The organism is Micromonospora sediminicola (assembly GCF_900089585.1).
Lineage (GTDB): Bacteria > Actinomycetota > Actinomycetes > Mycobacteriales > Micromonosporaceae > Micromonospora > Micromonospora sediminicola.
The window spans coordinates 200881-226990 of record NZ_FLRH01000003.1 but is presented as its reverse complement, the minus strand read 5'-3'; the positions used below and the strand labels follow the sequence as shown (position 1 = coordinate 226990).

Annotated in this window: 22 protein-coding genes and 1 pseudogene; 13 read left to right on the top strand and 10 right to left on the bottom strand. The window is 73.6% G+C overall.

The window, feature by feature from the left end; translation table 11 throughout:
* Nucleotides 1-4: 4 nt before the first annotated feature.
* The 5 genes and pseudogenes from GA0070622_RS01530 (at nucleotide 5) to GA0070622_RS01510 (ending at nucleotide 3629) form a co-directional block, all read left to right on the top strand.
* On the top strand, nucleotides 5-772 hold the full coding sequence (locus GA0070622_RS01530; protein ID WP_091565855.1) for a hypothetical protein: 768 nt from the start codon (nucleotides 5-7) through the stop codon (nucleotides 770-772).
* Nucleotides 773-844: 72 nt separating this feature from the next.
* Nucleotides 845-1429, top strand: a pseudogene (locus tag GA0070622_RS01525) (hypothetical protein); the annotation flags it as partial.
* Nucleotides 1430-1689: 260 nt separating this feature from the next.
* Nucleotides 1690-2499: an SDR family NAD(P)-dependent oxidoreductase gene (locus tag GA0070622_RS01520; protein WP_091565850.1), complete on the top strand. Its 810-nt coding sequence runs from the start codon at nucleotides 1690-1692 to the stop codon at nucleotides 2497-2499.
* A 155-nt stretch (nucleotides 2500-2654) separates the two neighbouring features.
* A complete protein-coding gene (pyrE, locus tag GA0070622_RS01515; protein WP_091576739.1) occupies nucleotides 2655-3194 on the top strand; it encodes an orotate phosphoribosyltransferase in 540 nt (179 codons plus the stop codon).
* A 57-nt stretch (nucleotides 3195-3251) separates the two neighbouring features.
* Nucleotides 3252-3629, top strand: a complete 378-nt coding sequence (locus tag GA0070622_RS01510) for an ArsR/SmtB family transcription factor (RefSeq protein WP_007073957.1) — start codon at nucleotides 3252-3254, stop codon at nucleotides 3627-3629.
* Nucleotides 3630-3849: 220 nt separating this feature from the next.
* Here GA0070622_RS01510 and GA0070622_RS01505 read toward each other — a convergent pair whose 3' ends face one another.
* The 4 genes from GA0070622_RS01505 to GA0070622_RS01490 all read right to left on the bottom strand — a co-directional run bounded on the left by GA0070622_RS01505 (nucleotide 3850) and on the right by GA0070622_RS01490 (nucleotide 10452).
* Entirely contained in the window at nucleotides 3850-4632 is a 783-nt protein-coding gene (locus GA0070622_RS01505; protein ID WP_091565846.1) for a DedA family protein, read from the bottom strand.
* An 82-nt stretch (nucleotides 4633-4714) separates the two neighbouring features.
* A complete protein-coding gene (locus GA0070622_RS01500) occupies nucleotides 4715-7231 on the bottom strand; it encodes a polynucleotide kinase-phosphatase (protein ID WP_091565841.1) in 2517 nt (838 codons plus the stop codon).
* Nucleotides 7228-8670, bottom strand: coding sequence for a 3' terminal RNA ribose 2'-O-methyltransferase Hen1 (locus GA0070622_RS01495; protein ID WP_091565836.1), 1443 nt, complete (start codon nucleotides 8668-8670; stop codon nucleotides 7228-7230). The genes GA0070622_RS01500 and GA0070622_RS01495 overlap by 4 nt, the downstream gene beginning before the upstream one ends.
* 222 nt (nucleotides 8671-8892) lie before the next feature.
* Nucleotides 8893-10452 carry an LPXTG cell wall anchor domain-containing protein gene (locus GA0070622_RS01490; RefSeq protein ID WP_091565832.1) on the bottom strand — a complete coding sequence of 520 codons (1560 nt, stop codon included), beginning with the start codon at nucleotides 10450-10452 and terminating at the stop codon, nucleotides 8893-8895.
* A 169-nt stretch (nucleotides 10453-10621) separates the two neighbouring features.
* On the opposite strand from GA0070622_RS01490, the gene GA0070622_RS01485 reads away from it, so the two are divergent.
* Together GA0070622_RS01485 and GA0070622_RS01480 are read left to right on the top strand one after the other, a co-directional pair.
* On the top strand, nucleotides 10622-11107 hold the full coding sequence (locus GA0070622_RS01485) for a SigE family RNA polymerase sigma factor (protein WP_091565828.1): 486 nt from the start codon (nucleotides 10622-10624) through the stop codon (nucleotides 11105-11107).
* Nucleotides 11104-12159 carry an LCP family protein gene (locus GA0070622_RS01480; RefSeq protein WP_091565824.1) on the top strand — a complete coding sequence of 352 codons (1056 nt, stop codon included), beginning with the start codon at nucleotides 11104-11106 and terminating at the stop codon, nucleotides 12157-12159. The genes GA0070622_RS01485 and GA0070622_RS01480 overlap by 4 nt, the downstream gene beginning before the upstream one ends.
* Here the strand turns inward: GA0070622_RS01480 and GA0070622_RS01475 are convergent.
* Nucleotides 12150-12362, bottom strand: coding sequence for a hypothetical protein (locus GA0070622_RS01475; RefSeq protein WP_091565819.1), 213 nt, complete (start codon nucleotides 12360-12362; stop codon nucleotides 12150-12152). The genes GA0070622_RS01480 and GA0070622_RS01475 overlap by 10 nt on opposite strands.
* Before the next feature lie 138 nt (nucleotides 12363-12500).
* Between GA0070622_RS01475 and GA0070622_RS01470 the strand changes: the two genes are divergently transcribed.
* Nucleotides 12501-12884, top strand: a complete 384-nt coding sequence (locus GA0070622_RS01470) for a phage holin family protein (RefSeq protein WP_091565815.1) — start codon at nucleotides 12501-12503, stop codon at nucleotides 12882-12884.
* A gap of 162 nt (nucleotides 12885-13046) precedes the next feature.
* Entirely contained in the window at nucleotides 13047-14069 is a 1023-nt protein-coding gene (gene fbaA / locus GA0070622_RS01465; RefSeq protein ID WP_091565811.1) for a class II fructose-bisphosphate aldolase, read from the top strand.
* Between the two features lie 99 nt (nucleotides 14070-14168).
* Here fbaA and GA0070622_RS01460 read toward each other — a convergent pair whose 3' ends face one another.
* Nucleotides 14169-15380: an LOG family protein gene (locus GA0070622_RS01460; RefSeq protein WP_091565808.1), complete on the bottom strand. Its 1212-nt coding sequence runs from the start codon at nucleotides 15378-15380 to the stop codon at nucleotides 14169-14171.
* Between the two features lie 261 nt (nucleotides 15381-15641).
* Here GA0070622_RS01460 and GA0070622_RS01455 point away from each other — a divergent pair, with 261 nt between their 5' ends.
* Nucleotides 15642-16070, top strand: a complete 429-nt coding sequence (locus GA0070622_RS01455) for a DUF3151 domain-containing protein (protein WP_091565804.1) — start codon at nucleotides 15642-15644, stop codon at nucleotides 16068-16070.
* A 51-nt stretch (nucleotides 16071-16121) separates the two neighbouring features.
* On the opposite strand, the gene GA0070622_RS01450 is transcribed toward GA0070622_RS01455, so the two are convergent.
* Nucleotides 16122-18341, bottom strand: a complete 2220-nt coding sequence (locus tag GA0070622_RS01450; RefSeq protein WP_091565800.1) for a MinD/ParA family ATP-binding protein — start codon at nucleotides 18339-18341, stop codon at nucleotides 16122-16124.
* A 74-nt stretch (nucleotides 18342-18415) separates the two neighbouring features.
* Nucleotides 18416-19414: a diacylglycerol kinase family protein gene (locus GA0070622_RS01445; RefSeq protein WP_091565796.1), complete on the bottom strand. Its 999-nt coding sequence runs from the start codon at nucleotides 19412-19414 to the stop codon at nucleotides 18416-18418.
* Nucleotides 19415-19535: 121 nt separating this feature from the next.
* Here GA0070622_RS01445 and GA0070622_RS01440 point away from each other — a divergent pair, with 121 nt between their 5' ends.
* From GA0070622_RS01440 to purD, 3 genes are all read left to right on the top strand, one after another.
* Nucleotides 19536-20825, top strand: coding sequence for an adenylosuccinate synthase (locus tag GA0070622_RS01440; protein ID WP_091565793.1), 1290 nt, complete (start codon nucleotides 19536-19538; stop codon nucleotides 20823-20825).
* Nucleotides 20826-20994: 169 nt separating this feature from the next.
* A complete protein-coding gene (locus tag GA0070622_RS01435) occupies nucleotides 20995-21930 on the top strand; it encodes a PDDEXK family nuclease (RefSeq protein ID WP_091576737.1) in 936 nt (311 codons plus the stop codon).
* Between the two features lie 84 nt (nucleotides 21931-22014).
* On the top strand, nucleotides 22015-23262 hold the full coding sequence (gene purD / locus GA0070622_RS01430) for a phosphoribosylamine--glycine ligase (RefSeq protein WP_091576735.1): 1248 nt from the start codon (nucleotides 22015-22017) through the stop codon (nucleotides 23260-23262).
* On the opposite strand, the gene GA0070622_RS01425 is transcribed toward purD, so the two are convergent.
* Both GA0070622_RS01425 and GA0070622_RS01420 read right to left on the bottom strand, forming a co-directional pair.
* Entirely contained in the window at nucleotides 23246-24454 is a 1209-nt protein-coding gene (locus GA0070622_RS01425; protein WP_218012337.1) for a serine hydrolase domain-containing protein, read from the bottom strand. The genes purD and GA0070622_RS01425 overlap by 17 nt on opposite strands.
* Before the next feature lie 96 nt (nucleotides 24455-24550).
* A complete protein-coding gene (locus tag GA0070622_RS01420; protein WP_091565790.1) occupies nucleotides 24551-26068 on the bottom strand; it encodes a N,N-dimethylformamidase beta subunit family domain-containing protein in 1518 nt (505 codons plus the stop codon).
* Nucleotides 26069-26110: the final 42 nt, after the last annotated feature.

Here is a 26110-nt window from a genome sequence, read left to right as displayed (position 1 = left end):
AATCATGGTCGATGCTCCGGGCACCACGCCCCGCGCGCGTCCCAGCGTGGTGACGCTTTCCAGCTGGCTGCTCATTCTCGTCGCCGTCATCCAGGTGTTGAACCTGATCGTGACGCTGTCCGTGATCGGCACGATCCGCGACGTCCTCAAGGACGCGTACGCGGGCACCTCGGCCGAGTCGGCTGGCGACATCGCGTACGCCTTCACCATCGGCTCGTCGATCCTGACGTTGCTTCTCGCGGCCGGTCTGGTCGTGCTCGCGCTGCTGAACAACCGGGGGAAGAACGCCTCCCGGATCACCACCTGGGTGCTCGGCGGCATCCTGCTCTGCTGCACCGGCGGCGGCCTGCTCAACGGCGTCTCCGGCGGCACGATGGGCGGTGGCGGCAACGCCAACGGCGACCTGCCCAGCGGGCAGGAGATCCAGCGTCGGCTGGAGGACGCGCTGCCGTCCTGGTACGGCCCGGTCAGCCTGCTGCTCGGCATCGTCGCGCTGCTCGCCCTGCTGGCCGCGCTGATCCTGCTGGCGCTGCCGAAGGCGAACGAGTTCTTCCGCAAGCCGAAGGCGGCCTGGGAGCCCTCGGTGCCGGGTGGCTCCTACCCGGCGTACCCGTCGACCCCGGGCCAGTCGACCGACCCGGCCTACCCGTCGACCCCCGGCCAGCAGCCGACCGGCGGCACGCCGCCGATGGCCCCCGGTGACCAGCCGCCGGCCGGGCCGACCGGTCAGCCGGGCGAGCGCCGCGACCCGGAGCCGCCACAGGGAAGTTGACGGCAGGATTTCAGCGACGCCGACGATCCCTCCGAGTAGGTTGCAAGCCGACGCCTACCGGAGGGATCTGTCGTGTCCAACCCCGATCGGGTAGCTCCCCGCCGACCGGGCACGGTCGTCGCCGCGGCGGCGGTGCTGCTGCTGATGGCGGTCGGCGCCGTGGCGTACGCGGTGACGAACCTGGCCGTCGCGGGCGGCACGGTGGACCGGTTCCGAGCCGCGGCGGCGGACACCGGCGCGGGCGGCGGCGACATCGACCGGGTGGCCGGCCTGCTGCGCGGCTCGACCGTGCTGGCCGCCGTGCTCGGCGTGCTGGCCGCGCTGCTGCTGCTCGGGCTCGCGCTGGGCCTGCTCGCCGGCCGCCCGGGGGCGCGGGTGGCCACCTGGGTGGTGGCCGGGCTGGGCCTGCTCTGCGGCTGCTGCGGGCTCGCGGTGCTGGTCGGGCAGCGGGCCGCGCCGCTGCGGCTCGGCGCCGACGACCGGGTCACCGCCGACCTGCTGGGGCTGGTCGGTGACGCCTATCCCGCGTGGTGGATTCCGCTGAACGCGGCGCTGTCGGTGGCGCAGATCCTCGGCTACCTGGTGGTCGCCGCGCTGCTCACGCTCCCCTCGGCGAACGCCTTCCTGCACCGCCCGGTCGCGCCGCGGTCCGGCCCGGCGACCGGCTACGGCGCGACCGTGTCCGGCGCTCCGGTCTCCGGACCGACACCGTGGGGCCCGCCGGCCGGCGTGACGTCGCCCTCCACCCCGCCCGGGCCGGTGCCGCCCTCGTCCGCCCCGCCGGTGGCACCGCCGTTCTCGTCGGCCCCGCCCGGGCCGGTGCCACCCTCGTCGGCCCCCGTCGGGCCGACGCCACCCCCGTCCGCCCCGCCGGTGACGCCGCCGTCCGGGCCGACGCCGCCCCCGGAGGACCGCCCGTGACCGCTGACCCCCACCCCTCCCGGCGCTGGGCCCTCGTCACCGGCGCCAGTCTGGGCATCGGCGAGTCGTTCGCCCGCCGGCTCGCCGCGGACGGTTGGAACCTCGTGCTCGTGGCCCGCGACTTCACCCGGCTCGACGCCCTGGCGACCGAGCTGGCCGGCCGGCACGGCGGCGAGGTGAAGACGATCCCGGCCGATCTGTCCACCGACGACGGTTGTGCGGTGGTCGAACGCCGGTTGACCACCGTCCCGCCGGTGGAGCTGCTGGTGAACAACGCGGGGATCAGTCTGAACACGCCGTTCGTGCGGTCGACCGTCGCGGACGAGGCCCGGCTGGTCCGGCTCAACGTGCTGGCGGTGCTCCGGCTGACCCACGCCGCCCTCGGTCCGATGATCGAGCGGGGTGAGGGGGCAGTGATAAATGTCTCTTCGGTGGCGGGTTTCGGCGTACCCATGCCGGGATCGACGTACTCGGCCAGCAAGGCGTGGGTGACGAACTTCAGCGAGTCGATCGGCCAGTCGGTGGCCCCGCTCGGCGTGCGCGTGATGGCGCTCTGCCCCGGCTACACCCGCACCGGCTACCACGAACGCGCCGGCATCGACATGTCGCGCACGCCCGCGTGGATGTGGCTGCGGGCCGACGACGTGGTCGACGAAGGGCTGCGTGACCTGGGCAAAGGCAAGTTGGTCAGCGTGCCGGGCTGGAAGTACAAGCTGGCTGTGGCCGGGCTGCGGCACGCGCCGAAACGGCTGCTGCGCGGCGCCGTCCGGGACACCCGGGGGAAGGTCGACCGGGCCCGCGGCTGACGGTCGGCGGTCCCGGCGCCGGCCCGGCCGCGCCGCCGGCCCTGGATGGACGGTCGCGCAGAGTAGCCGGACATTGCCAATCATCGGTTGCCCGCCGGGTGATCGGGGCGGACCCCACGGACGGCGTCCAGACTTGCGAAGTACGCTCTATCGCCATGGGGGACCACGACGACCTGCGTAAATTCATCACTGACCTGGCCGTGGTCCACGGTCGGGTGGTGCTCTCATCGGGCCGTGAGGCGGACTGGTACGTCGATCTGCGTCGCGTCACGCTCCATCACCGGGCCGCCCCGCTGATCGGCCGGGTGATGTGCGACCTCACCGCCGACTGGTCGTACGACGCGGTCGGTGGACTGACCCTGGGGGCCGATCCGGTGGCGGGCGCGATGCTGCACGCCTCGGCCGGCACCGACCGCCCGTTGGACGCGTTCGTGGTCCGTAAGGCGGGTAAGGCGCACGGTCTCCAGCGCCGGATCGAGGGGCCGGACGTCGCGGGTCGCCGGGTCCTGGCGGTGGAGGACACCTCCACCACGGGTGGCAGCGTGTTGACGGCGGTCGAGGCGTTGCGTGAGGCCGGGGCCGACGTGGTGGGCGTGGCGGTTATTGTTGATCGAGGCGCCGGCGACGCGGTGCGAGCCGCCGGATTGCCGTATCGGGCGGCCTATACGTTGGCTGACCTCGGCCTTGTGGCGTAAAAGTTTGCCGATTCGGATCTGCTGATATGCAGGCGGATCGATGCTGCTGGTGGAAGGATGGAATACGTGGGAACTGCGTTGGCTGAAATGACCATGCCTCAGATCTCGCCGCTTGCCGGCGAGCCGATCGAACGCGCCGACGCCGAGCGGCTGGCGGGGGTCCTCAAGGCCCTTGCCGACCCCGCCCGGCTCCGGCTGCTCAGCCTGATCCAGTCGGCTCCCGAGGGGGAGGCGTGCGTGTGTGACCTCACCGCGCCGCTCGGCCTCTCGCAGCCGACGGTCAGCCACCACCTGCGCATCCTCACCGAGGCCGGCTTGCTGGAGCGGGAGAAGCGTGGGGTCTGGGCGTACTACCGGCTGGTGCCGACCGCGATCGCCACGATCGCGGATCTGCTCACCCCGCCGCGGAAGCGGGCCACCAAGAAGGCTCGCTGAACCACGGCCCGTCCGAGGACGGTCCGGCCGGCCGAGGCCCCGGCGCGATGGCACGCGCGCCGAACCCGGCAGGCCGTCCCGCCCGGTTGCGGGTGACCGGTGGCGTGCCAGGGGTGGCGTCACCAGTCGCACGGCGACGGCTGACGCCGTCCGTGGTTCGACAGGTCGTGCGCGCGAAGGCCGGCTCCCGCACGGGGGCCGGCCTTCGGTGTAGTCGCGGTCAGCGGCGGTGCTGCCCGCCGTGCCCGTGCGGGTGGTCGTCGCCGTCGACGGCGTCCCGGGCGGCCTCCACCGCGCCGGCCGCGGTCGCCGCCGCGATCACCGCCACCGCCTCGCCCCGCTTGCGCGCCTTCCGGTCGCGGAGGAACTCGAAGAAGATCGGCAGCACCGAGATCACGATGATCAGCGCGACCACCGGCAGGATGTACCGGTCGATCTTGTCGCCGATGGCGTCGTAGATCTGGCGGGCCAGCAGGTAGCCGATCAGCAGGATGCCGTCCACCCAGAGGATCGCGCCGACCACGTTCCACACGAAGAACTGCCGGGCCGGCATCCCGAGCACGCCGGCCACCGGGTTGAGGAACGTCCGCACGATCGGGATGAAGCGGGCCAGCACCACGGCCTTGGCCGGGCCGAACTTCTGGAAGTAGTACTCCGCCTTCTCCACGTACTCCCGCTTGAAGAGGCGGGAGTTGGGCTTGTCGAACATGCGCCGGCCGTAGCGCGCGCCGAGCCAGTGCCCGAGCTGGGCGCCGGCGATCGCGCAGAGCGGGCCGCCGATCATCAGCCCGGCCAGCGAGAGCCGGGTGCCGTCGCCGAAGATGGCGTCGGCCACCGGGGAGGCGGCCACCCCGGCCAGGAAGAGCAGCGAGTCGCCCGGGAAGAAGAACCCGACCAGCAGGCCGGTCTCGGCGAACAGGATCGCCCAGACGCCGATCATCCCGAAGGTGTGGATGAGGTCCTTCGGGTCGAGCGGGTTCAGCGCCACGTTCTCGGAGATCATCCGGGTCTTCTCAGCTGTGTCCACGGCCACACAGGTTACCCGGGCCCGGTCCGGCGTCGCGCCGGACCGGGCCCACCGTCGTCTACAGGCGCGGGTCCACCGGTTCGGACTCGCAGGCGAGGATCGCGAAGACCAGCTCGTGGCGGCGCCAGAGCGGGGCGTCCTCGGCCAGCGCGTCCAGGGCGGCCAGGCCCAGACCGTGCTCGCGCAACGCCAACCCGCGCTTACGGCCCAGCGAGCGCCGCCGCAACGCGGCGAGCTGACCCGCCCCGGTGTACCCGGGGCCGTAGATGATCCGCAGGTACTCCCGGCCGCGGCACTTGATCCCCGGCTGGAGCAGCGAGCCCTTCGGCGAACGGGCGGCCGGGCCCGCGTACGGCTTGACCACCATGCCCTCGCCGCCGGACCCGGTCAGCGCCAGCCACCAGTCCGTCGCGGCCGCCACCGCCGCCTCGTCGGCCAGCTCCACCACCCGCCGACGCGTCGGGGTGAAGAACTCCGGGTCGGCCGCACAGAGCCGGTCGGCCAGCGCCAGGTGCCACCCGTGGTCCCGGTCCGCGTAGCTCGTGCCCGCGCCGGCCAGCACGGCGAACGGCGCGAGCGTCACCCCGCGCAGCCCGTCGGTGCGACCCACGTACGCCCGGTACGCCGCCGAGTAGGCGGTCACCTCGGCCGCCCGCTCGGCGGTCCGGGCGTGCAGCTCCGCCACCGGCAGGCCGCGGCCCGCGGCGGCGTCCAGCGTGGCGAGCACCGCCGGCAGCGCCGCCCGGCCGGCCGCGCCGACCCCGGCGTACTGCTCGCGGATCAGCCCGCCCGCCTTCGCCGACCAGGGCAGCAGCTCCGCGTCGAGCAGCAGCCAGTCGGTGTCCAGCTCGGCCCAGAGGCCGGCGGTGGTGACCGCCGCGCGCACCCGGGCCAGCAGCTCGTCGTCGAGCGGCGGACCGAAGAACGGCCGACCGGTACGGGTGTGCACGGCGCCGCCGCCGAACCGGCCCGGCTCCCGTTCCACCAGCACCACGGCCCGGGAGCCCATGTGCTTCTCCTCGCAGACCACCCGGTCGACGCCGGCCGCGCGGTAGTCGGCGAACGCCTCCGCCGGGTGCTCCAGGAACCCCTCGACGGTGGACGTCGAGCAGGGCGCCATGGTCGGCGGCAACCAGACCAGCCGACCCGGGTCGACCGCGTACCGGCTCATCACCTCCAGCGCGGCGGCCGCGTTCTCCGCCGGCACGGTCAGCGACCCGTACGCGTGGGTGAGGTGCCGCCGCCCGGTCACGTCGGCCAGGTCGAGCACGGTGTCCGGGCGGGCCGGCGTGGGCGGCACCAGCGGGCGGGCCGGCGCGTACCACTCCTGCACCGCCGGGACCGCGACCAGCTCCTTCTCCGGGTAACGCAGCGCGGTCAGCTTGCCGCCGAACACGCAGCCGGTGTCCAGGCAGATGGTGTTGTTGATCCACTCCGGCTCGGGCGTCGGGGTGTGCCCGTACACGACCATGGCCGAGCCCCGGTAGTCGCGGGCCCACGGGTAGCGCACCGGCAGGCCGTACTCGTCGGTCTCGCCGGTGGTCTCGCCGTAGAGCGCGAACGACCGCACCCGGCCGGACGCCCGGCCGTGGTAGGCCTCCTTCAGGCCGGCGTGCGCCACCACGAGCCGCCCGCCGTCCAGCACGTAGTGGCTGACCAGACCGTCGATGAACGTCTCCGCCTCGGCGACGAACTCCGGCGTCTCGGCGGCGAGCTGCTCCATCGTCTCGGCCAGGCCGTGGGTGAGCCGGACGTCCCGGCCGCGCAGCTTGCGCAGCAGCTTCTGCTCGTGGTTGCCCGGCACGCAGATCGCGTGGCCGGCCGCCACCATGCCCATGACCAGGCGGAGCACACCGGGCGAGTCCGGGCCGCGGTCGACCAGGTCACCCACGAACACCGCGGTACGTCCCGACGGGTGCGCCGCGTCCACCGGGCGGCCCGCGTCGTCGTGCCGCAGCACGTAGCCGAGCCGGGACAGCAGCGTCTCCAGCTCGGCGCGGCAGCCGTGCACGTCCCCGATCACGTCGAACGGGCCGGTCAGCTCCCGCCGGTCGTTGAACAGCCGCTCGAAGCGGATCTCCGCGGCGTCGATCTCCTCCACCCCGCGCAGCACGTGCACCTTGCGGAAGCCCTCGCGGGCCAGCCGCCCGTACGACTGCCGCAGGTCGCGGCGCATCCGGGTGAGCACCTGCCGGCCGTGCGTCCGGTCGGCGCGGGCCTCGGTGCGCTCCCAGGCCACCGCCTCCGGCACGTCCAGCACGATCGCCACCGGCAGCACGTCGTGCTCCCGGGCCACCCGGATCAGCCCGGCCCGGGCGTGCGGCTGGAGGTTGGTCGCGTCGACGACGGTCAGGCGGCCCCGCCGCAGCCGGATCCCGGCCACGTGGTGCAGCGCGTCGAACGCGTCGCCGGACGCGGACTGGTCGTTCTCGTCGTCCGCCACCAGGCCACGGAAGGTGTCCGAGGAGAGCACCTGGCTGGCCGCGAAGTGCCGGCGGGCGAACGTGGACTTGCCGGAGCCGGAGACGCCGACCAGCGCCACCAGGGCGAGTTCGGGAATGTCCAGGACGGTCATCGGGTCGTCTCCTCCTTCCGGTCGTCACGGGTCAGCACTGCTATCTGGGTGGGCGCGCCCAGCTCCGGGTCGGCGTCGCCCACCCCGGCGACGGTGGCCGTGTAGCCGTGGGCCGCGGCCACCCGCCGCACCCAGGCGGCGAACTCCGCCCTGGTCCACTCGAACCGGTGGTCGGCGTGCCGGAACCGACCCGGCGCCAACCCCTCGTAGCGGACGTTGTACTCGACGTTCGGGGTGGTCACCACCACGGTGCCCGGTCGGGCGTGACCGAACACCGCGTCCTCCAGCGCCGGCAGTCGCGGCGGGTCGAGGTGCTCCACCACCTCCATCAGCACCGCCGCGTCGTAGCCGCGCAGCCGGTCGTCCCGGTAGGTCAGCGCGGACTGTCGCAGGTGGATCCGGTCCCGCTGCCGCTCGGGCAGCCGGTCCAGCCGCAACCGGCGGGCGGCCAGGCCGAGCGCCCGGTCGGAGACGTCGACGCCGACCACCTCGGTGAACCGCCGGTCGGCGACCAGCGCGGTGAGCAGCGCGCCACCACCGCAACCCAGGTCCACGACCCGACTCGCGCCGCTGTCCCGCAGCGCGGCGAGCACCGCCTCCCGCCGCTGTGCGGCCAGTGGGACCCGTCGCGGGTCCCCGGCGTCGTCGGCGGTCGGGTCGATGCTGTCGTCGGCGTCGGGCTCGTCGGCCAGGCGCAGCTCGGCCAGGCGGGCCAGTGCCGTACCGGCCAGAGCCCGCCGGTGCGCCAGGTAACGCCGGGTGATCAGGCCCCGCTCCGGGTGGTCCGCCAGCCAGCCGGAGCCGGCCCGCAGCAGCTTGTCCACCTCGTCCGGCGCGACCCAGTAGTGCTTGGCGTCGTCCAGCACGGGCAGCAGCACGTACAGGTGGTTGAGGGCGTCGGCGAGCCGCAGCGTGCCGGTCAGCGTCAGGTCGACGTACCGGCTGTCACCCCATTCCGGGTACGTCTCGTCGAGCGGGATCGGCGTGGCCGTTACGGTCCAGCCGAGCGGGGCGAACACCCGTACCGCCAGGTCCGCGCCGCCCCGGCAGCGCAGCACCGGCACCCGTACGGTCAACGGGATCGCGGTGGCGGCCAGCTCCGCGCGGTCCCGCGACTCGCCGCGCAGCGCCGAGCGGAAGACCTTCGCCAGCGCGGAGGAGAGCAGGCTGGACGCCGCGTACGGGCGGTCGTTGACGTACTGCCCGAGGGTGAAGCCCTCCGGCGCGGTCGCCTGCCGGCGGCCCCGACCGGCGCCCAGCTTCAGCGGGTCGACCTCGACCAGCAGCGCCGCTGTGCACCGCGCCTCGTCCGCCTCGGGGTAGAACACGTGCGCGGCGCCGGCGGGCAGGTCGAAGCTCTGCACGCGGTCCGGGTGCTTCACGAGGAGGTGGCCGAGGTCGGTCGCGGGACGGTGGGTCGTGGTGAGGGTCAGCAGCACGGGTTGATGGTCCCTTGATCTTCAGGCTGTGTCGTGGGGGTTTCCGGGGAGCCCGACCCGCTCCGGGCGGTCAGGCTTGATCCCTGCGCGGGTCGGGCTCCCCGGAAACCTGACGTGGTCGTTCTTCGCGCACCCGTGCTGCTTCTTGGTCTTCTGGTGTGGCTCGGATACGGCGGTGCCCCGCCGACCGGGGTGGTCGGCGGGGCACCCTGGTGCGCTTGGTCAGGCGACGAAGCGGGTCTTGCGGCGGCGGGCCACCACGTAGCCGCCGAAGCCGGCGGCGAGCAGCAGCGCGCCGATGCCGGCGATCAGGCCGGTGGAGGAACCGGTGATCGGCAGCGTGCCGCCGTCACCGCCGCCCTGGCCACCGTCGCCACCCGGAGCGGCGTTCACGACGACCTTGGCGGTGTCGTTGGCCGGCTTCAGGTCACGGGTGAAGCCGCCGTCGCACTGGCACGTGACATTGACCTTCACCGGCCCGGTCGCGTTGGCGATCACCTTGTCGATCCGGAGCGAGAAGTCCAGCATCGCCGAGTCGCCGGCCTTCAGCACGCTGCCGAAGTAGCAGAAGTAGTTGCGCTGGCCCGGCTCGCCCGGCTCGCCCCACTGGTCGCCGTTCCTGGTGATGCAGTTCTCCGGCACGGCGACCGCCGTCGTGCCCTGCGGCACGTCGAAGCTCAGGTAGGTGACGGAGCTGCCCGCCCGGTTGTAGTCGAGAGTCGCCGGGCCGTTGTTACGCAGCCCGAAGGTCGCCTTCACCGTGGCGCCGGCCTTGCCGGTCACCGAGGTGCCGAGCGCCTCAAGGTCGGTGCCGTTCTTGCCGGTCGCGTTGACCGTCAGGATCGTGCCGTTGTTCTCCGGCTGCCGGTCGGCCTGGAAGCCCTGAGAGGTCACCTTGGCGGCCGGGACGAGCGCCAGCTTGCCGTCGGTGCCGGGCTCGCCGATGGTCTCCTGGTAGAAGTCCACGTCCTTCTGGAAGTCCTCGAACTCGGCCGGGGTCATCCAGATGATCTCGCCGTACTTGGAGCTCGGGGCGTAGGTGTCCGCGCCGAGGACGTACGGCATCGACGCGCTGAACGTGCGTCCCGCCGGCAGCTCCTCGTCGAACGTGCAGGTGCGCAGCTCGTCACCCACGTAGGTGCAGTTGTTGAAGTGCCTGGCCGCGTTCAGGCCGTAGTCGTTGTAGAAGATGGCGACGGCGCCCTTGGCGGTGGTCTCGCCCGCGTTGCCGACCGTGACCGGAGCAGTGAAGGCCTTACCCGGCGCGGCCGACGTCTCGATCTCCTGGCCGGCGGCCAGGTCGACGCCCTCGCCGATCCGGATCTTCGCGTCGTGCGAAACCGGCTCGTAGCCGGCGGCGGTCATGGTCACCTTCAGCGTGCCGGCATCGCCGTCCTTCGCCTTGGCGGTGGCCTTGAGCTCCACCTCGAAGATGCCGTTCGAGCCCCACTCGTCGACGTCGATCTCGAACGGGTCGGTGCAGAGCAGCACGTACTCCGACGGGTTGCTGCAGTAGGGGTCGTCGTCGCCGACGGTCACCTTGCCGGCCAGATCGGAGAAGTCGTAGCGGATGGCGACGTCGTGCAGCACGGTCGGAGCGGAGCTGAAGAGCCTGCTCCGCTCGATCTTGCCGTCGCTGTTGGTGGCGATCGTGGTGTCGCTGAAGTAGAGGCCCAGCTTGATCTGGGATCCGCCGGCGACGGCGGGGGTGGCGGAGGCGGCGACGAACGCGCCTGCGACGCCCAACCCGGCGAGCCAGCGCCGGGTGGAGTTGCTGAGCATGAGGGGGGTCCTCCCGTGGGGGGTGATCAGGTGGAGCCCGTGGAGCTTAAAGATTCCTTAAGTCGGCCCGCTGTCCCGCGCGACGAACATTGACCGAACGGTTGATCACGGTTGCCGCAACGTTCCGGCCGCCCGTACCCGTCCACCAATCGGGACACCGGGAGGTGCAGTGACGTACGAGGAGTTCGCCGACGCGCGGCTGGGCGCCCTGCTGCGGTACGCGGTCATGCTGACCGGTGAGCCGCACCAGGCCCAGGACCTGGTGCAGGAGACCATGGTCCGGGTCCAGCTGAACTGGCGTCGGGTGGCGCGCAGCGACGTGCCGGAACGGTACGTGCGCCGGATGCTGACCAACCAGTTCGTCGACTGGCGGCGCGGCTCGTGGGCCCGTCGGGTGCTGCTGCGCGGCGAGCCGGACGAGTCGGTGCCGGCCCCGGCGGACCATGCGCAGTCCGCGGTGGACCGGGACCAGGTCTGGACCTGGCTGGCCGGGCTGCCGCGCCGGCAGCGCGCGGCGCTGGTGCTGCGCTACTACGAGGACCTGCCCGACGCGGAGATCGCCGAGGTGCTCGGCTGCGCGGTCGGCACCGTCCGATCCAGCATCTCGCGCGCCCTGGCCACCCTCCGAGCCGAACACGTGGAGGTCTGCTCATGATCGAGGACGAGCTGCGGGCCGCGTTCGCCCGCCACGAGGAGCTGGCCCCGCCGACCGGCCCGGTCCGCGCCGCCATCGACCACGCGGTGGTGCGTCGTCGCCGTCGTCGCCGCCGGGTGCGCCTCGCCGGCACCGCGCTGGCGGTCACCGCGACGGCGCTGGTCGGGTTCACCGTGGTCGCGCCCCGGCCGCCGGCGCCCGCCCCGCCGGCCGCCGCGCCGACGTCCACCCCCACGGGGGCGATGAACGTGCTGCTGCTCGGCGTCGACCAGGCAGGCCCGGACCGGCGGGCCGACTCGATCCTGCTGGTGCACGTGCCGGCCGACCGGAGCCGGATCTACCTCGTCTCCATCCCGCGCGACCTGCTGGTGCCCATGCCGGACGGCGGCACCACCGGCAAGATCAATGCGACCTTCTCCCGGGCCGCCGCGTCGGGGGACCTGGCCGCCGGCTACCGGGCCACCCGCCAGGCGGTCACCCGGCTGACCGGGGTACGCGTCGACGCCGGCGCGGTACTGACCTACGCCGCGACCCGCGAGCTGACCGACGAGGTCGGCGGCGTGCCGGTCTGCCTGCCGGCACCGGTGCGCTCGGTGCACACCGACCGCCGGTTCCCGGCCGGCTGCCAGCGGCTCGACGGCACCCGGGCGGTGGACCTGCTCCGCCAGCGGTACGGCCTGCGCGAGGGCGGGCTGGACCGGGACCGCAACGCCACCCGGTACGCGGCCGGCCTGCTGCGGCAGGTGCGGGAGCGGGGGACGCTGACCGACCCGGCGCGGCTCGGCCGGTTGGTCGGTGAGATCGGCCCGGGGCTGACCGTCGACACCGGTGGGAGGTCCCTGCCGCTGCTGCTGTCGGTGGTCGCGCGGGCCGCCGCCGCCGAGCCGGTCGCGCTCGGCCTGCCGATCCGCTACGAGGACTGGACGGACCGCGGCTTCGAACAGCCGGACCCGACGCTCGCCCCCGGCTTCCTGGACGCGCTACGCACGGACCGGGTGGCCGGCTGGACCGCCGCCCACCCGGACCACGTCACGCCCCTGCGTCAGCGGTAGTCGTCCTCGTCGGCGGTGACCACCCGGGCCTGCTCCATCGCGTCCCAGTCGGCGACCTCCAGGCCCCGGTGCGGCTCGCCGTCGGTGTCGTCCGGGGTGGCCGAGGCGGCCTGCTCGACCGCGTCGGCCGGCTCCGCCTCGAGATCCCGCTCCTCCGGAGCGAGGTGGTCACTCGGGGCGAAGTCCTCGTCGGGCTGACCCATCGTCCCTCCCTGCGTCTCGTGCGGGCGTCTGCCACCACCACCGTACGGGCTGGTCCGGGCCTCCGCTCGGCGCCGGGCGGAACGGTGGAGTCGGCGATTGTCCCCTCCCCGGCGCGTGGCCCCTGCCAGGATGGTCCCGTGGGCTTCCTGATCCGACTGGCGATCACCGCGATCGCGTTGTGGGTCACCACGCTGATCGTGCCCGGGGTGGAGGTGACCGGCCGCAACGGTGGCACCACCGTGTTCACCCTGATCGTGGTGGCGCTCGTCTTCGGCGTGGTCAACGCCGTGCTCAAGCCGCTCATCAAGGTGTTCGGCTGCGTGTTCTACCTGCTCACGCTCGGTCTGTTCGCGCTCGTGGTGAACGCCCTCTTGTTCCTGCTCACCGACTGGATCGCCGGCCTGTTGAAGCTGCCCTTCCACGTGGACGGCTTCTGGGCCGCCTTCTGGGGGGCCATCGTGGTCGCCGTGGTGAGCTGGCTGATCAGCGTCGTCGTGCCGGACCGCCTGGAGGAGCGGTGAGTCGGCGCCGGGTCGGTTGTGCCCTGCCGGCGCTCCTACGGGATACTGCCCGCGGTGGACAGCGCGGTCCGGCGTACCCGTGGAAGTCAGCGGCCGGAACGGCCGCCTCCATGGAAGACAGCGGCCTGCATGGCCGAGAGCGGTAAGTAAGGAGCGTTCGACATGCCCATCGCTTCCCCCGAGGCTTACGCGGAGATGCTGGACCGGGCCAAGGCCGGCCGGTACGCGTACCCCGCGATCAACGTGACCTCCTCGCAGACGCTGAACGCGGCGCTCAAGGGCTTCGCCGACGCGGAGAGCGACGGCATCATCCAGGTCTCCACCGGCGGCGCGGAATACCTGTCCGGCCCGTCGATCAAGGACATGGTGACCGGCGCGAGCGCGTTCGCCGCGTACGCGCACGAGGTGGCCAAGAAGTACCCGGTGAACATCGCGCTGCACACCGACCACTGCCCGAAGGACAAGCTGGACAAGTTCGTCCGGCCGTTGATGGCGATCTCCCAGGAGCGCGTCAAGAACGGCCAGGAACCGCTGTTCCAGTCGCACATGTGGGACGGCTCGGCCGTGCCGGTGGCGGAGAACCTGGAGATCGCCGAGCAGCTCCTCGCCGAGGCCGCCAAGGGCAAGATCGTCCTGGAGATCGAGGTCGGCGTCGTCGGTGGCGAGGAGGACGGCGTCGAGAACGCCATCAACGACAAGCTCTACACCACCGTCGAGGACGGCCTGGCCATGGTCGAGGCGCTGGGCCTGGGGGAGAAGGGCCGCTACATGGCGGCGCTGACCTTCGGCAACGTGCACGGCGTCTACAAGCCGGGCAACGTGAAGCTCCGCCCCGAGGTGCTCAAGCAGATCCAGGACGCGGTCGGTGCCAAGTACGGCAAGGAGAAGCCGCTCAGCCTGGTCTTCCACGGCGGTTCCGGCTCGCTGCTGTCGGAGATCCGGGAGGCGCTGGACTACGGCGTGGTGAAGATGAACATCGACACCGACACCCAGTACACGTTCTCCCGCCCGGTCGCGGACCACATGTTCCGCAACTACGACGGCGTGCTGAAGGTCGACGGCGAGGTCGGCAACAAGAAGATGTACGACCCGCGCGTCTGGGGCAAGGCCGCCGAGGCCGGCATGGCCGCCCGCGTGGTGGAGGCCTGCGAGCACCTGCGCTCCACCGGCACCACCATGAAGTGACACCCCTGATGTAAGGAAGGGCCCCTTGTTAACAGCTCGCTGTTAACAAGGGGCCCTTCCTCTACCGCAGGCGTTAATAAGGGGCCCTTCCTTGCACGGTCAGCGCACGAGGAGCGCGACGGCCTCGCGGACGTCGTCGGTGAGGTGGATCGTGTGCGACAGGTCGCCGAACGGGGAGGCGGCGAAGAGCGGCCGCAGCAGCGACTCGACCGGCAGCTCGGCGGTCCAGAACGCGCGGTCGAGGAAGACGTACGCCCCGCTCGCCCCGTCGGTGCCGTAGAACGTCTTCGTGGCCGCCTGGAACACCTCCTGCACCGTGCCGGCCCGGCCGGGCGCGAACACGATCCCGCCCCGGGCCAGGCGCAGGATGGTGTCCTCCCGGATGGCGTTGGAGAAGTACTTGGCGATCCGGCCCGCGAACAGGTTCGCCGGCTCGTGGCCGTACAGCCAGGTGGGGATGGCCAGCCCGCCGGACCGGGCCCACTCCGTGTCGGGCGCCGCCGGTCGGGGCGAGGGCAGCGACGGGCCGTCCGCGTACCGCTTGCGCACCGCCAGCGCCGCCGCCGTGTAGCGGTCGTGGTCGGTGAAGTCCGGCGCGACGGCGAGCAGGTCGATCGCGGCGGACAGCTCGTCGGCCGGCCAGGCGGCGAGGAACGCGCCCAGGTTCGCCGCCTCCATCACGCCCGGACCGCCGCCGGTCACCACCAGCCGGTCGGCCCGCGCCAGCTCCCAGCCCAGCACCGCCGCCATCCGGTACGCGACGCTGCCGCGCGGGACCGCGTGTCCGCCCATCACGCCCACCACCGACTGCGGGCCGTGCACGGCCAGCCAGGCGCGGGTGGCGTCGGCGAGCGCGTTGTCCACGCCGTGGTCGTGCAGCCGTTGGCCGAGCGCCTCCCGAACGTCGGGCAGCGCCCCGCCGTGCGCCCGGAAGTGCGTGTACACCCGGGTGTCGTACATCTGGGTGAACCCGCCCTCGGCGAAGCCGGCGGCCAGTTCGTCGGCCGTGTAGAGGTGGGACGGCTGGGTCGGGTAGGGCAGGCCGGAGAACGGCGGGACCACGTTGGCGCCGCGCCGGACCAGGTCGGCGCCGACCTCCCGGTCGGCGAACCGGCAGCCCACGAAGAGCGTGCCGGCGACGTCGACGGCGCGCAGGTCGGGGACCGGGTCCAGGTCGAGGCGGAGGCCCTGCACGGTCAGGCCGGCGAGGGTTCCCCCGGCCAGCCGCCGGTCGAACTCGGTGCGGGTCTGGACCTCGTCGACGTGAGGCGCGTGCGGCTCGATGACGTCCGCGGGTGGTGGGGTCGGCACCCGATCATCCTGCCCCGGCCGGGCAACGTCGCAAACCCGGGCGGTACGGACAGGAGCCCGGCGGGCACGCCGCCGGGCTCCTGCGTAACCGGGTCCTGGGGAGGCTCCGGATCTGTAGTTGTAGTGCAAGAACCACGCCGGCGGCATGGGCCGCGGGTACGTGAGCTCCCGCCGCAGGCGTGACGAAACCCTCAGCCGTTCAGCCACCCGACCCGCCCGACCCCCTCGCGCGCCCCAGGGCGAAGCGGGTTGAATGGGGCGATGCAGAACCTGTTGCCTGAGCCCCCGGCCACCCTGCTCCCGGCCGACGAGGAGGCCGACGCCACGCTGGCGACGGCGGTCGAGCAGGGCACCGACGAGGCGTACGCCGAGGTCGCGGCGCGCTTCCCGACCTACAGCGCGGCCTGGGGGGCGCTCGCCGGTCGCGCGCTCGCCGCGGGCCAGGTCGTCCCGGCGTACGCGTACGCCCGCACCGGCTACCACCGGGGCCTCGACCAGCTGCGTCGCAGCGGCTGGAAGGGGCACGGCCCGGTGCCCTGGTCGCACGCCCCGAACCAGGGCTTCCTGCGCTGCCTCTACGTGCTCTCCCGGGCCGCCGGCGAGATCGGCGAGGCGGACGAGGCCGCCCGTTGCGCCCAGTTCCTCCGCGACTGCGACCCGGCCGCCGGGGACGCGCTGGCCAGCGCCTGACCACTACCGCGACGGCCGGTCCCGACCCGGGCACCGGCCGTCGCGCCCGTCCTACAGCCCTTCCGCCACCGACGCGGCGATCTTCAACCAGGCGTCCCGCGTCGCGGAGGAGAGCTGGCCGTACCGCAGCGGCTCGCCGGTGTCGATGAGCCGCTCGTACGGCGCCAGCAGCACCGCCCGGGTACGCGCGGCGAAGTGCGCCTGAATGGCCGGCAGGTCGATCTCCTTGCGGGACGGCGGCATCGAGACCACCGTGACCGCCTGCCGGACCAACCGCTGCCGGCCGCTCTGCTCCAGGTGGTCGAGCATCCGGGCGGCGGTCTCGGCCGAGTCGTTCCGCGCCGACATGGTGACCACGAGCTGGTCGGTGGCGTCCATGGCGGCCTGCCAGTTCTGCGCCCGGACGTTGTTCCCGGTGTCCACGAAGATCAGCTTGTAGAAGCGGCTGACCACCTCGCGGATCTCGGCGAACGCGGCGGCGGTCAGCATCTCGCCGCCGGTCGCGGACTCGTCCGAGGCGAGCACGTCGAACATGCCCTCGCCCTGCGAGCGGACGTACTGCGACAGGTCGCCGACGCGACCGTGCGGACCCTGGAACTGGGCCAGGTCACGCAGCATGTCCCGGACCGTCCGGGCGTGGAAGTCCTGCTGCGCCCGCATGCCGAGGGTGCCCTGGGTCTCGTTGTTGTCCCAGGCCAGCACGTACCCGCCGCGCTTCTGGCCGAACGTCATGGCGAGCAGCAGGATGGCCACCGTCTTGCCGGCGCCGCCCTTGGGGTTGACCACGGTCACCTGGCGCAGTCCGCCGAAGTTGCGGCGGACCATCTCGATGTCCCGCTTCACCTCCTGCTCGTGGCGGCCGGGCGCGAGCCGGACCAGGCCCATCCGGTTCACCACCGCGCGTACCCCCATGGTGGCCACCGGGTCGACCGGTCGGGCCTGGCGGCGGCGGGCGAAGTCCTCGGCGGTCGGCGGCGCCGCCTGCTGCGGCGTCCAGCCCTGCTCCGGGTACGGCTGCTGCGGGGGCGCCCCTGCCGGTCCGGGAGCCGGCGGCGCGTGCGGCGGCTGTCCGGCCTGGTGCGGCGCCACGGCCGGCTGCGGCGCTCCGGCCTGGTGCGGCCCGGGGCTCTGGTGCGGCCCGGGGCTCTGGTGCGGCCCGGGGCTCTGGTGCGGCGTGGGGTTCTGGTGCGGCCAACCCGGCGGGTACCAGCCCGGCTGGCCGGGTTGTGGCGGGTACCCCGGCGGCGGGTAGGCCGCGCCGTTGCCGTAGGGCGGCTGCTGCATCGGTACGCCCGGCGACGGCGGGAACGGGCCGAGCCGGGGCGCGGCCTCCTCCGCGGACCCGCCCGGCCCGTCCGTCGACGGCGACGGAACCGGAGCCGAACCGGTGGCCGGCCAGGCGCTGACGGGTCCGGGGGGCACCGGCCCGGCGGTCGACGGTTCCGTGCCCGCGGGTCCGGGTCCGGGTGCGGGTGCGGGTCTGGGGCCCGGGGGTCCGGGGTTCGCGGGGTCAGGGTTCGCGGGGCCGGGATGCGCGGAGACCACGGCTGTCGGTCCGGGATCCGCGGTCGCCGGCCCGGGGTTCGGGGCTGCCGGTCCGCCGGCGGCGGTCGCGGTGTCGGTGGAGTTCGCCGGGCCGGCGATCTCGGACGCGGCGCGCTGGGGTGGCTGCGCCCACGGGGACTCGGCCCGCCCGTTCCCGGCCGCGTCGCTGTCGATCCCGGACACGGGCGCGCCGGGCAGCGCGTCAATTCCGGAGGTGGGCGCGTCGGGCAGCGCGTCGGTCCCGGGCGCGGCGGGCGGCGCGTCGGCCCCGGGCGCGGGCGCGGCGGAACCGGGCACGGTCGGCGGCTCGTGGGTGGCCGCCGCCGTCGGGGCGTCGACACGCGGCGCCGGCGGGGTGCCCGGGGCCGGCTGGTCGAGCGTGAACGGGAGGTCCAGGTCGACCGGCAGCGGGCGGGTCGCGTCGGGCGCCGGGGTGACCGGCGGCGGAACCGGCTCCGCCGGGCGGGTCACCTCGGGCACCGGGACGGCCGGCGGCGGAACCGGCTCCGCGGGGCGGGTCGCGTCGGGCGCCGGGACGACCGGCGGCGGCGGGGGAGCCTCGCCGAACGGGAGCGGCCAGGGCATGTTCGGCTGGACCGGCGCTGCCCAGGGCGGCGCGGTGACCACGCCGTCGGTCTCCTCGGGCGGCCAGAGCGGTTCGACGTCCCGCTCCGGCACCTGCGGTCGGCCCGGCACATGTGCCCGGTCGTCGTTCTCGTGCGCCACGGTTCCTCCCCATTCCCCCCGCCGAGGATAGGCGGTCCGGTCAGCCGGGCCACCCGGGCGAGGATCGACCGGGGTCAGCCCGCCCAGACCGCCCAGGCTCCGGGCTCGGTCCACCAGGACCGCTTCCGGCTCAACTCGCCCTCGACACCGTCGTCGAGGAAGGGCACCTTCTCGTCGCGGGGCACGACCGCCACCGCCCGTCCCCGGGCCCGGCGTACCTCCAGCCGGACCTTCTTCCGGCCCAACGCGGACCGGGTCACCACGGGCACGGCCACGGCCACGGCCACCCGGCCGTCGGTCGGGTCGGGGTCGGCCAGCAGGTCCACCTCGCCGAGGCGCGCGTAGCCGCCGGCGTTCCCGATCGCGCAGGCCGTGATCGGCTCGCTGCCGTCGCTGAGCACCGTGCCGTCGACCTCGACGCGGGCCCGCCAGTGCAGCGGTCGGCCGGCGTCGTCGGCGGCGCCGAGCAGCGCGCCGTCCAGCGTCACCGAACCGCCGTCGTTGCGCAGCAGGTCCAGCCGGCGCGCCGTGCCGTCGAGCACCGCCGCCGCCACGGCCGCCGGGTCGCGCGGCAGCCCGAGCTGCGCGGCCAGGTCCCGCGCCGCGCCGGACCGGGCCGGGTCCAGCGGGAGTACGCCCACCGGGGGCAGGTCGGGCAGCGTCCGGTTCCCGGCCAGGTCCGCCGGGCGGCGGCTGGGCGGCGGGGCGTACCGGCGCACCAGGCGGCGCAGCACGGCGCGCAACTGAGCGTCACTGGCCGTGGCCACCACCAGCCGGGTCTTGCCGTCCTGGTCGGGCCAGGTGAGGCCGTCGGCGCGGGCCGGGCCGTCCAGGCGGGCCAGCACCTCGTCGATCTCGGCGTCCGAGCGGGCGGTCACCGTGGTCACCCGGGCGCCGCGGGCGGTCAGCGCGTCCGCGCAGGCCAGCACCGGCACGCGGGGCGTCTCGCAGCGTTCCGGGTCGGTCGTGGCGACACCGTCGTCCGTGCCACCGCAGCAGGCCCCGCCGCTGCCACAGCCTCCGCCGGGAGCGTCCCGCTCCGAGCCGAGGGTGAGCAGCACCACGTCGTACACGAAGGAGCCTCCTGCTTCTCGACGAACCCCTGCCGGTCCCGTCGTCACTACTTGTTAGCCTGACACCCCGGGCTCGCTGACCGGTCGCCGCCTGGCACCCGAGCCTTCTGGAGGCGAGAAGATGCCAGCGATCGTGCTCCTCGGCGCCCAGTGGGGCGACGAGGGCAAGGGCAAGGTTACCGACCTGCTGGGTGAGCGGGTCGACTACGTCGTGCGCTACTCCGGCGGCAACAACGCCGGCCACACGGTGATCACGCCGGACGGCCAGAAGTACGCGCTGCACCTGATGCCGTCCGGCGCGCTCTCGCCGAGCGCGATGATCGTCATCGGCAACGGCGTGGTCGTCGACCCGAAGGTGCTGCTGGAGGAGATCGACGGGCTCGCCGAGCGCGGCGTGGACGTCTCCCGGCTGCGCATCTCCGGCGACGCGCACCTGATCATGCCGCACCACCGGGCACTGGACCGGGTGGTCGAGCGCTACCTGGGCAGCTCCCGCATCGGCACCACCGGCCGGGGCATCGGCCCGGCGTACGGCGACAAGGTCGCCCGGATGGGCATCCGGCTCCAGGACCTGCTCGACCCGGGCATCCTGCGCAAGAAGCTGGAGCTGGCGCTCCGGGAGAAGAACCAGCTGCTGTTCAAGGTCTACAACCGCAAGGCGATCGACGTCGAGGAGACCGTCGAGGAATACCTGCGCTACGCCGAGCGGCTGCGGCCGTACATCGCGGAGACGCGGGTGATGCTCTGGGACGCGCTGGACCGCGGCGAGACCGTGCTGCTGGAGGGCGCCCAGGCCACCATGCTCGACATGGACCACGGCACCTATCCGTTCGTCACCTCGTCGAACCCCACCGCCGGCGGGGCGTGCGTGGGCGCGGGCATCCCGCCGACCGCGATCACCAAGGTCATCGCGGTGAGCAAGGCGTACACGACGCGGGTGGGCTCCGGTCCGTTCCCGACCGAGCTGTTCGACGAGAACGGGCAGCACCTGCGCAAGATCGGCCACGAGTACGGCACCACCACCGGCCGGGAGCGCCGCTGTGGCTGGTTCGACGCCGTGGTGGCCCGCTACGCGTGCCGCCTGAACGGCGTCACCGATCTGGTGGTCACCAAGCTGGACGTGCTGACCGGTCTGGCCAAGGTGCCGATCTGCGTCGGGTACGAGATCAACGGCGAGCGTTTCGACGACATGCCGATGACGCAGACCGACTTCCACCACGCGACGCCGATCTACGAAGAGCTCGACGGCTGGTGGGAGGACATCACCAAGGCGAGGACCGAGCAGGAGCTCCCCGAGAACGCAAGGCGCTACATCGCCCGCATCGAGGAACTCACCGGCACCCGCGTGAGCGTGGTCGGAGTAGGCCCAGGCCGAGAAGAAAACGTCCTCCGCCACCCCCTCCTCCCCTAACCCACCCCCCCGGGCTATCGGCGTCGATCATGAAGTAGGCGGCAGTTTCATAGATCTACATCGCCGTCAACTTCATGATCGACGAGCCTGTGGGCGAGGTTGCCCACAGGGTGGGGTGGGTTGTCCACAGGGATCCCGCGTGGGGAGGAGCGCGCGGGAGGGTTGGGGGGTGGAACGGGCTTGGGTCATCGGACGCATCGCCAGGGCTCAGGGCGGTGTGGTCACCCGTGAGCAGGCGCTTCGGGCCGGGTACAGTCGCCACGAGATCGACAACCTGCTCACCGCCCGTCGGTGGCGGCGGCTCGCGCGTGCCACGTACGCGGTGGTCCCTTCGGCACCGGACCTCCTGGAACGACGTCGCCGGATCCGAGCGGCGGTGTTGTCGCTGGGCCCCGATGCGCATGTCGTCCTTGCCACGGCTGCCGAGTTGCAGGGGATCGCCGGCCTTCCGAGAACGGGCGCGATCCATCTCGCACTGCCCGGCCGTGCTGCCAAGCCGGCTCGTGTCGCGGATCCTGCCGTGGTCCTGCACCAGTTCGAACATCCTGCCGCGGCGTTGACGTCCATCGGTGGTATCCCGGTGACGGACCCGACGCACACCCTTGCGGAGCTGGTCCTCCGGGAGCATCGATACCGCGCCGTGGCCCTCCTGGACTCCGCGCTGAACAGCGGCACGGTAAACGCGGACGAGTTCCGTTCCATCCCCGCGCTGCTCGCGCGTCGGAGGGGCGCGGTGAACGCTCGTCGTTACCTGGCCGAGGCGAACGGCGCGGCGCAGTCGCCGCTCGAGACGCGTACCCGACTGCGGTGTGTCGACGGCGGCGTTCCGCCGGACGTCCTGCAGGTCGAGGTTCGCGACGCCGACGGCTATCTGCTCGGCGTCGGCGACATGGGCTGGCGTGCCGCCCGGGTGATCGCCGAGGCGGACGGTAAGGACCCGCACACCGCGCCCGGTGCGCTCTTCGACGACCGGCGACGGCAGAACCGCCTCGCCAACGCCGGTTGGACCGTCCTCAGATTCACCTGGCCCGACACCCTCCGCCCCGACTACATCCCCTACGTGATCCGCCAGGCACTCACCACCCGGACGCAGTGTCGACCATGACGTTGACGGCGGTGTCGATCTCACATCCTGCCGTCAACTTCATGATCGACGGGGTGGGAGGTGGGGGTCAGTAGGATGCCGGTCGTGCGGGTTCTTCTTGTGGGTGGTGGTGGGCGGGAGCATGCGCTCGCGCTCGGGTTGGCTGCGGATCCGGCCGTCGAGGCGCTCGTCGCGGCTCCGGGTAATCCGGGGATCGCCGAGGTCGCGTCGCTGCGGGAGGTGACAGCCACCGACCCGGCGGCCGTGGCGGCGCTCGCCGTCGACGTGGCGGCCGACCTGGTGGTCGTCGGGCCGGAGGCGCCGCTGGTGGCCGGGGTGGCCGACGCGGTACGCGCCAAGGGCATCGCGGCGTTCGGCCCGAGCGCGGAGGCGGCCCAATTGGAGGGCTCGAAGACGTTCGCGAAGGACGTGATGACCGCCGCCGGCGTACCGACCGCGCGCGCGTACACCTGCGCCGACGCGGCGGCCGTCGCCCGGGCGCTGGACGAGTTCGGCGCGCCCTACGTGGTGAAGGACGACGGTCTCGCCGCCGGCAAGGGCGTGGTCGTCACCGACGACCGGGCGGCCGCCGAGCGGCACGCCGCCGAGTGCGGCCGGGTGGTGATCGAGGAGTACCTCGACGGTCCCGAGGTCTCGCTCTTCGTGGTCACCGACGGCGAGGCCGCCCTGCCGCTGCTCCCGGCGCAGGACTTCAAGCGCGTCGGCGACGGCGACACCGGGCCGAACACGGGCGGCATGGGCGCGTACACGCCGTTGCCGTGGGCCCCGCCGGGCCTGGTCGACGACGTGATGCGCGATGTGGTGCACCCGACGCTGGCCGAGTTGCGCCGCCGGGGCGCCCCGTTCGCCGGCCTGCTCTACGTGGGCCTGGCCATCACCGCGGCCGGCCCCCGCGTGATCGAGTTCAACGCGCGCTTCGGCGACCCGGAGACCCAGGTCGTGCTCGCCATGCTGGAGACCCCGCTGGCCGGGCTGCTGCACGCCGCCGCCACCGGCACGCTGGCCGGGCATCCGCCGCTGCGCTGGCGCGACGGTGCGGCGGTCACCGTCGTGGTCGCGGCCGAGGGCTACCCGGCGGGCCCGCGTACCGGCGACGTGATCACCGGCGCGGACCGCGCCGGGATCATCCACGCCGGCACCCGTCGGGACGCCGACGGCACGCTGCGCTCCGCGGGCGGCCGGGTCCTCTGCGGTACGGCCACCGGCGCGGACCTGGCCGCCGCGCGCGACGCCGCGTACGCGCTGGTACGCGGCGTCGAGCTGGCGGGCGCCCACCACCGGGGCGACATCGCGTCGGCGGCGGTGGACGGCCGGATCACGATCCCGGGCTGACCGTGGACTGCGGCGCGGCGGGCGGCAGCATGCCGAGCGCCGCGCCGATCACGGCCTGGGCGGTCCGGCTCAGCTCCTCGCTCTTCGCGTCCGTCGCGGTGATCGAGTACTCCACCCGGAACCGGCCGTCCCGGGTGGCGGCGACGCCGGCGAGGTAGCCGTAGCGGCTGCCGGTCTTGAGCCACAGGGTCTGCCCACCGACCGGCATGGCGGTCAGGCCCGCGCTGTACTCGCCGACGCGGTTGCCGGCCAGCACCGGTCGGGTGAACATCTCGGTCAGCCACGGCTCGGGCACCACCCGGCCGGCGAACAGCGCGGTCATGAAGGTGTCCAGGTCGGACACGCTGGAGATCAGGTTGCCGGCGGCCGGGGTGAAGGTCTGGCTCCACACCGTCGCGTCGACCAGCTCGGTCCGGCCGTCGCGGACCACCGCCTGGTAGCCGTGGGCGTGCGGCCCACGGATGCGCGGGTCGTCGCCCGGCGCGTACGTGTCCCGCAGGCCGAGCGGCCGGGCGATGCGCCGCCGCACCTCCTCGGCGTACGAGTGGCCGGTGACCTTCTCGATCAGCATGCCGGCCACGATGTAGCCCATGTTGGTGTAGTGCTGGTCCGTGCCGGGCTCGAACTCGCGCGGGTTGCGCAGGCCGAGGCGGACGATCTGCTCCGGGGTCCACCGGTCGTAGCGGTGGGCGAGCTGCCACTCGATCCCGCCCGGCAGGGTCGGACTCGGTATCCCGTTGGTGTGGTTCAGGAGTTGGCGGACGGTCACCGGCGGGTAGTCGGCGGGCAGCAGGCCGGGCAGGTACCGCTGCACCGTGCCGTCCAGGTCGAGCCGCCCCTCGGCGACCAGTTGCAGCGTCACCGCGGCGGTGAACACCTTGGTGACGCTGCCGACGCGGAACCGGGCGTGCGGCGGCACGGGGGCGGCCCCGCGCAGGGCGCGTACGCCACTGGTGCCGGTCCAGCATCCGTCGGGAGTGGTGATCCGGACCTGGGCGCTCGTGGCGTCGCCGGTGGGTAATCCGGCGATCGCCTGCCGCATCGGGGTCGGGTCGAGGGTGCCGATGGCGCAGTCGGGCCGGTGGGCACCGGACGGCGTGGCGAGCGCGGCGCCCGGTACGACGGTGGCGAGCAGCGCTCCGGCCAGCGCGGCGGCGACCGCGCGGCGACGGGTGACATCCATGATCTTCATGTCGTCGATCCTGTCGTCCCCGGTCGGCGGGGGCATCCGGGTGACACCCGCACCCCACCCCGGTCGGTCCTCGGTGGAACCCCCGCGACCGGACCCCTAGGTGGTGTGGCTCCGGCCGACGATCCGGTCGAGCACGTTGGCGGTGGCCCGCTCGATCCGTGGGTCGCGGTGCCCGCGCCGGTCGAGCGCCATCGTCCAGCCGAGCGTGCCGGTGGCGAAGACGACCGCACCGCGCGGTGTCTCGTACACGTGGCTGCTCTGGAGCCGCCGGCCACCCTGCTGCGCCGGGTAGGGCGACGAGCTGAGCGTGGTCTCCCCGGGCTGGCCGGGCCGGGCGACGCCCGCGTTCAGCCCGTCGGCCTCGCCGACGACCAGCCCCGGGATGCGGTCCCCGTCGGCCACGCCGGCGCCGGCCCAGACCCAGTGGTCGGCCGAGCGAACCACGAGCGGCTGCGGGCTCAGCACGATGCCGTTGTACTGCACGCCGAGCAGCGCCTGCTCGGGTCGGTCGAGGTCGCGCCACGTCACCGTGGGCCAGCCCTCGTCGGCGCCCGGATCCGGCGGCGTCTTGGCGCACTCGACCACCCGTTCCGGGCGGCCGCTCCCGCCCGGGTGGACCCGCACGTGCCAGTAGACGCTGTTCGCGCCGAGGAAGGCGAGGCTGGTGCCGGCGGCCAGCCCGGCCTCGGCGGCCCGCCGCATCTCGGCCGACCAGTATTCGTCGTGCCCGCAGAAGACCAGCCCCCGGTGCCGGGACGGGTCGAGCCGACCGGAGTGCAGGTCGAAGCTGGTCGCGTAGCTGACGTCGTAGCGGTTGCGCTCCAGCCAGCGGATCGCGTCCTCGTCGCGGTCGGCGTGGATGGGCAGGCCCGCCCCGGAGTATGGGCGGTCGAAGGAGACCGCGCGTGCCCGCAGCGCCGGATCACGCCGCCCGTCCGGCCGGTAGCCGTTGTAGAGGCTCCGGCCGACGCGCCGGTCCCGGGGCCACTGGTTGTAGGCCTGCCAGGTGGTCACCGGCAGCACCACGCAGAGCGCGGCGGCCCGCCGGTCGTCCCGCACCACGAAGGGCGTGCTCGACCGCCAGCCGGACGCCGAGGTGAACACCGCCTGGTAGAGGCCGGAGGCCCAGCCCTTCGGCACCGGCAGGCGCCAGGACACCGGCCACCGGCAGTCGAGCGCGCCGGTCACCGGGTCGGCGACCGGCACCGGCTGGGGCACGCCCCTCAGCTCGGGGCTGGTCAGCATCGTGCGGGCGCCGGCTCCGGCGTACCAGCCGAGGCGGTGCACGCTGACCCGGAACCGGCCGGCCGGGTTGACCGCGACGTGGAAGTCGATCACGCCGCCGGGGGCGACGCTGGTCGTCGACGCGTACCCCTGGATCTGGCGTCGCCGGTCGTCGGCGGGCCGGCCGCCCTCCGGTGGCCACCAGGGCTCGCCCGGCGCGCGGTTCTCCCGCTCGACGGGCGGCGCCTGACGGCGGGCGGGCGGCACCTGACGGCGGGCGGGCGGGGCGTCGTGCGGGCGGCCGAGCACCGGGTCGACGGGGGCGAGCACGCTGGCGGCCGCACCACCGAGGAGGAGGCCGAGCGCCGTGCGCCGCCGGAGTCGGACCATCGCGCTGCTCCCCGCTCACCCCGCTGAAACCGGGGAGAACGT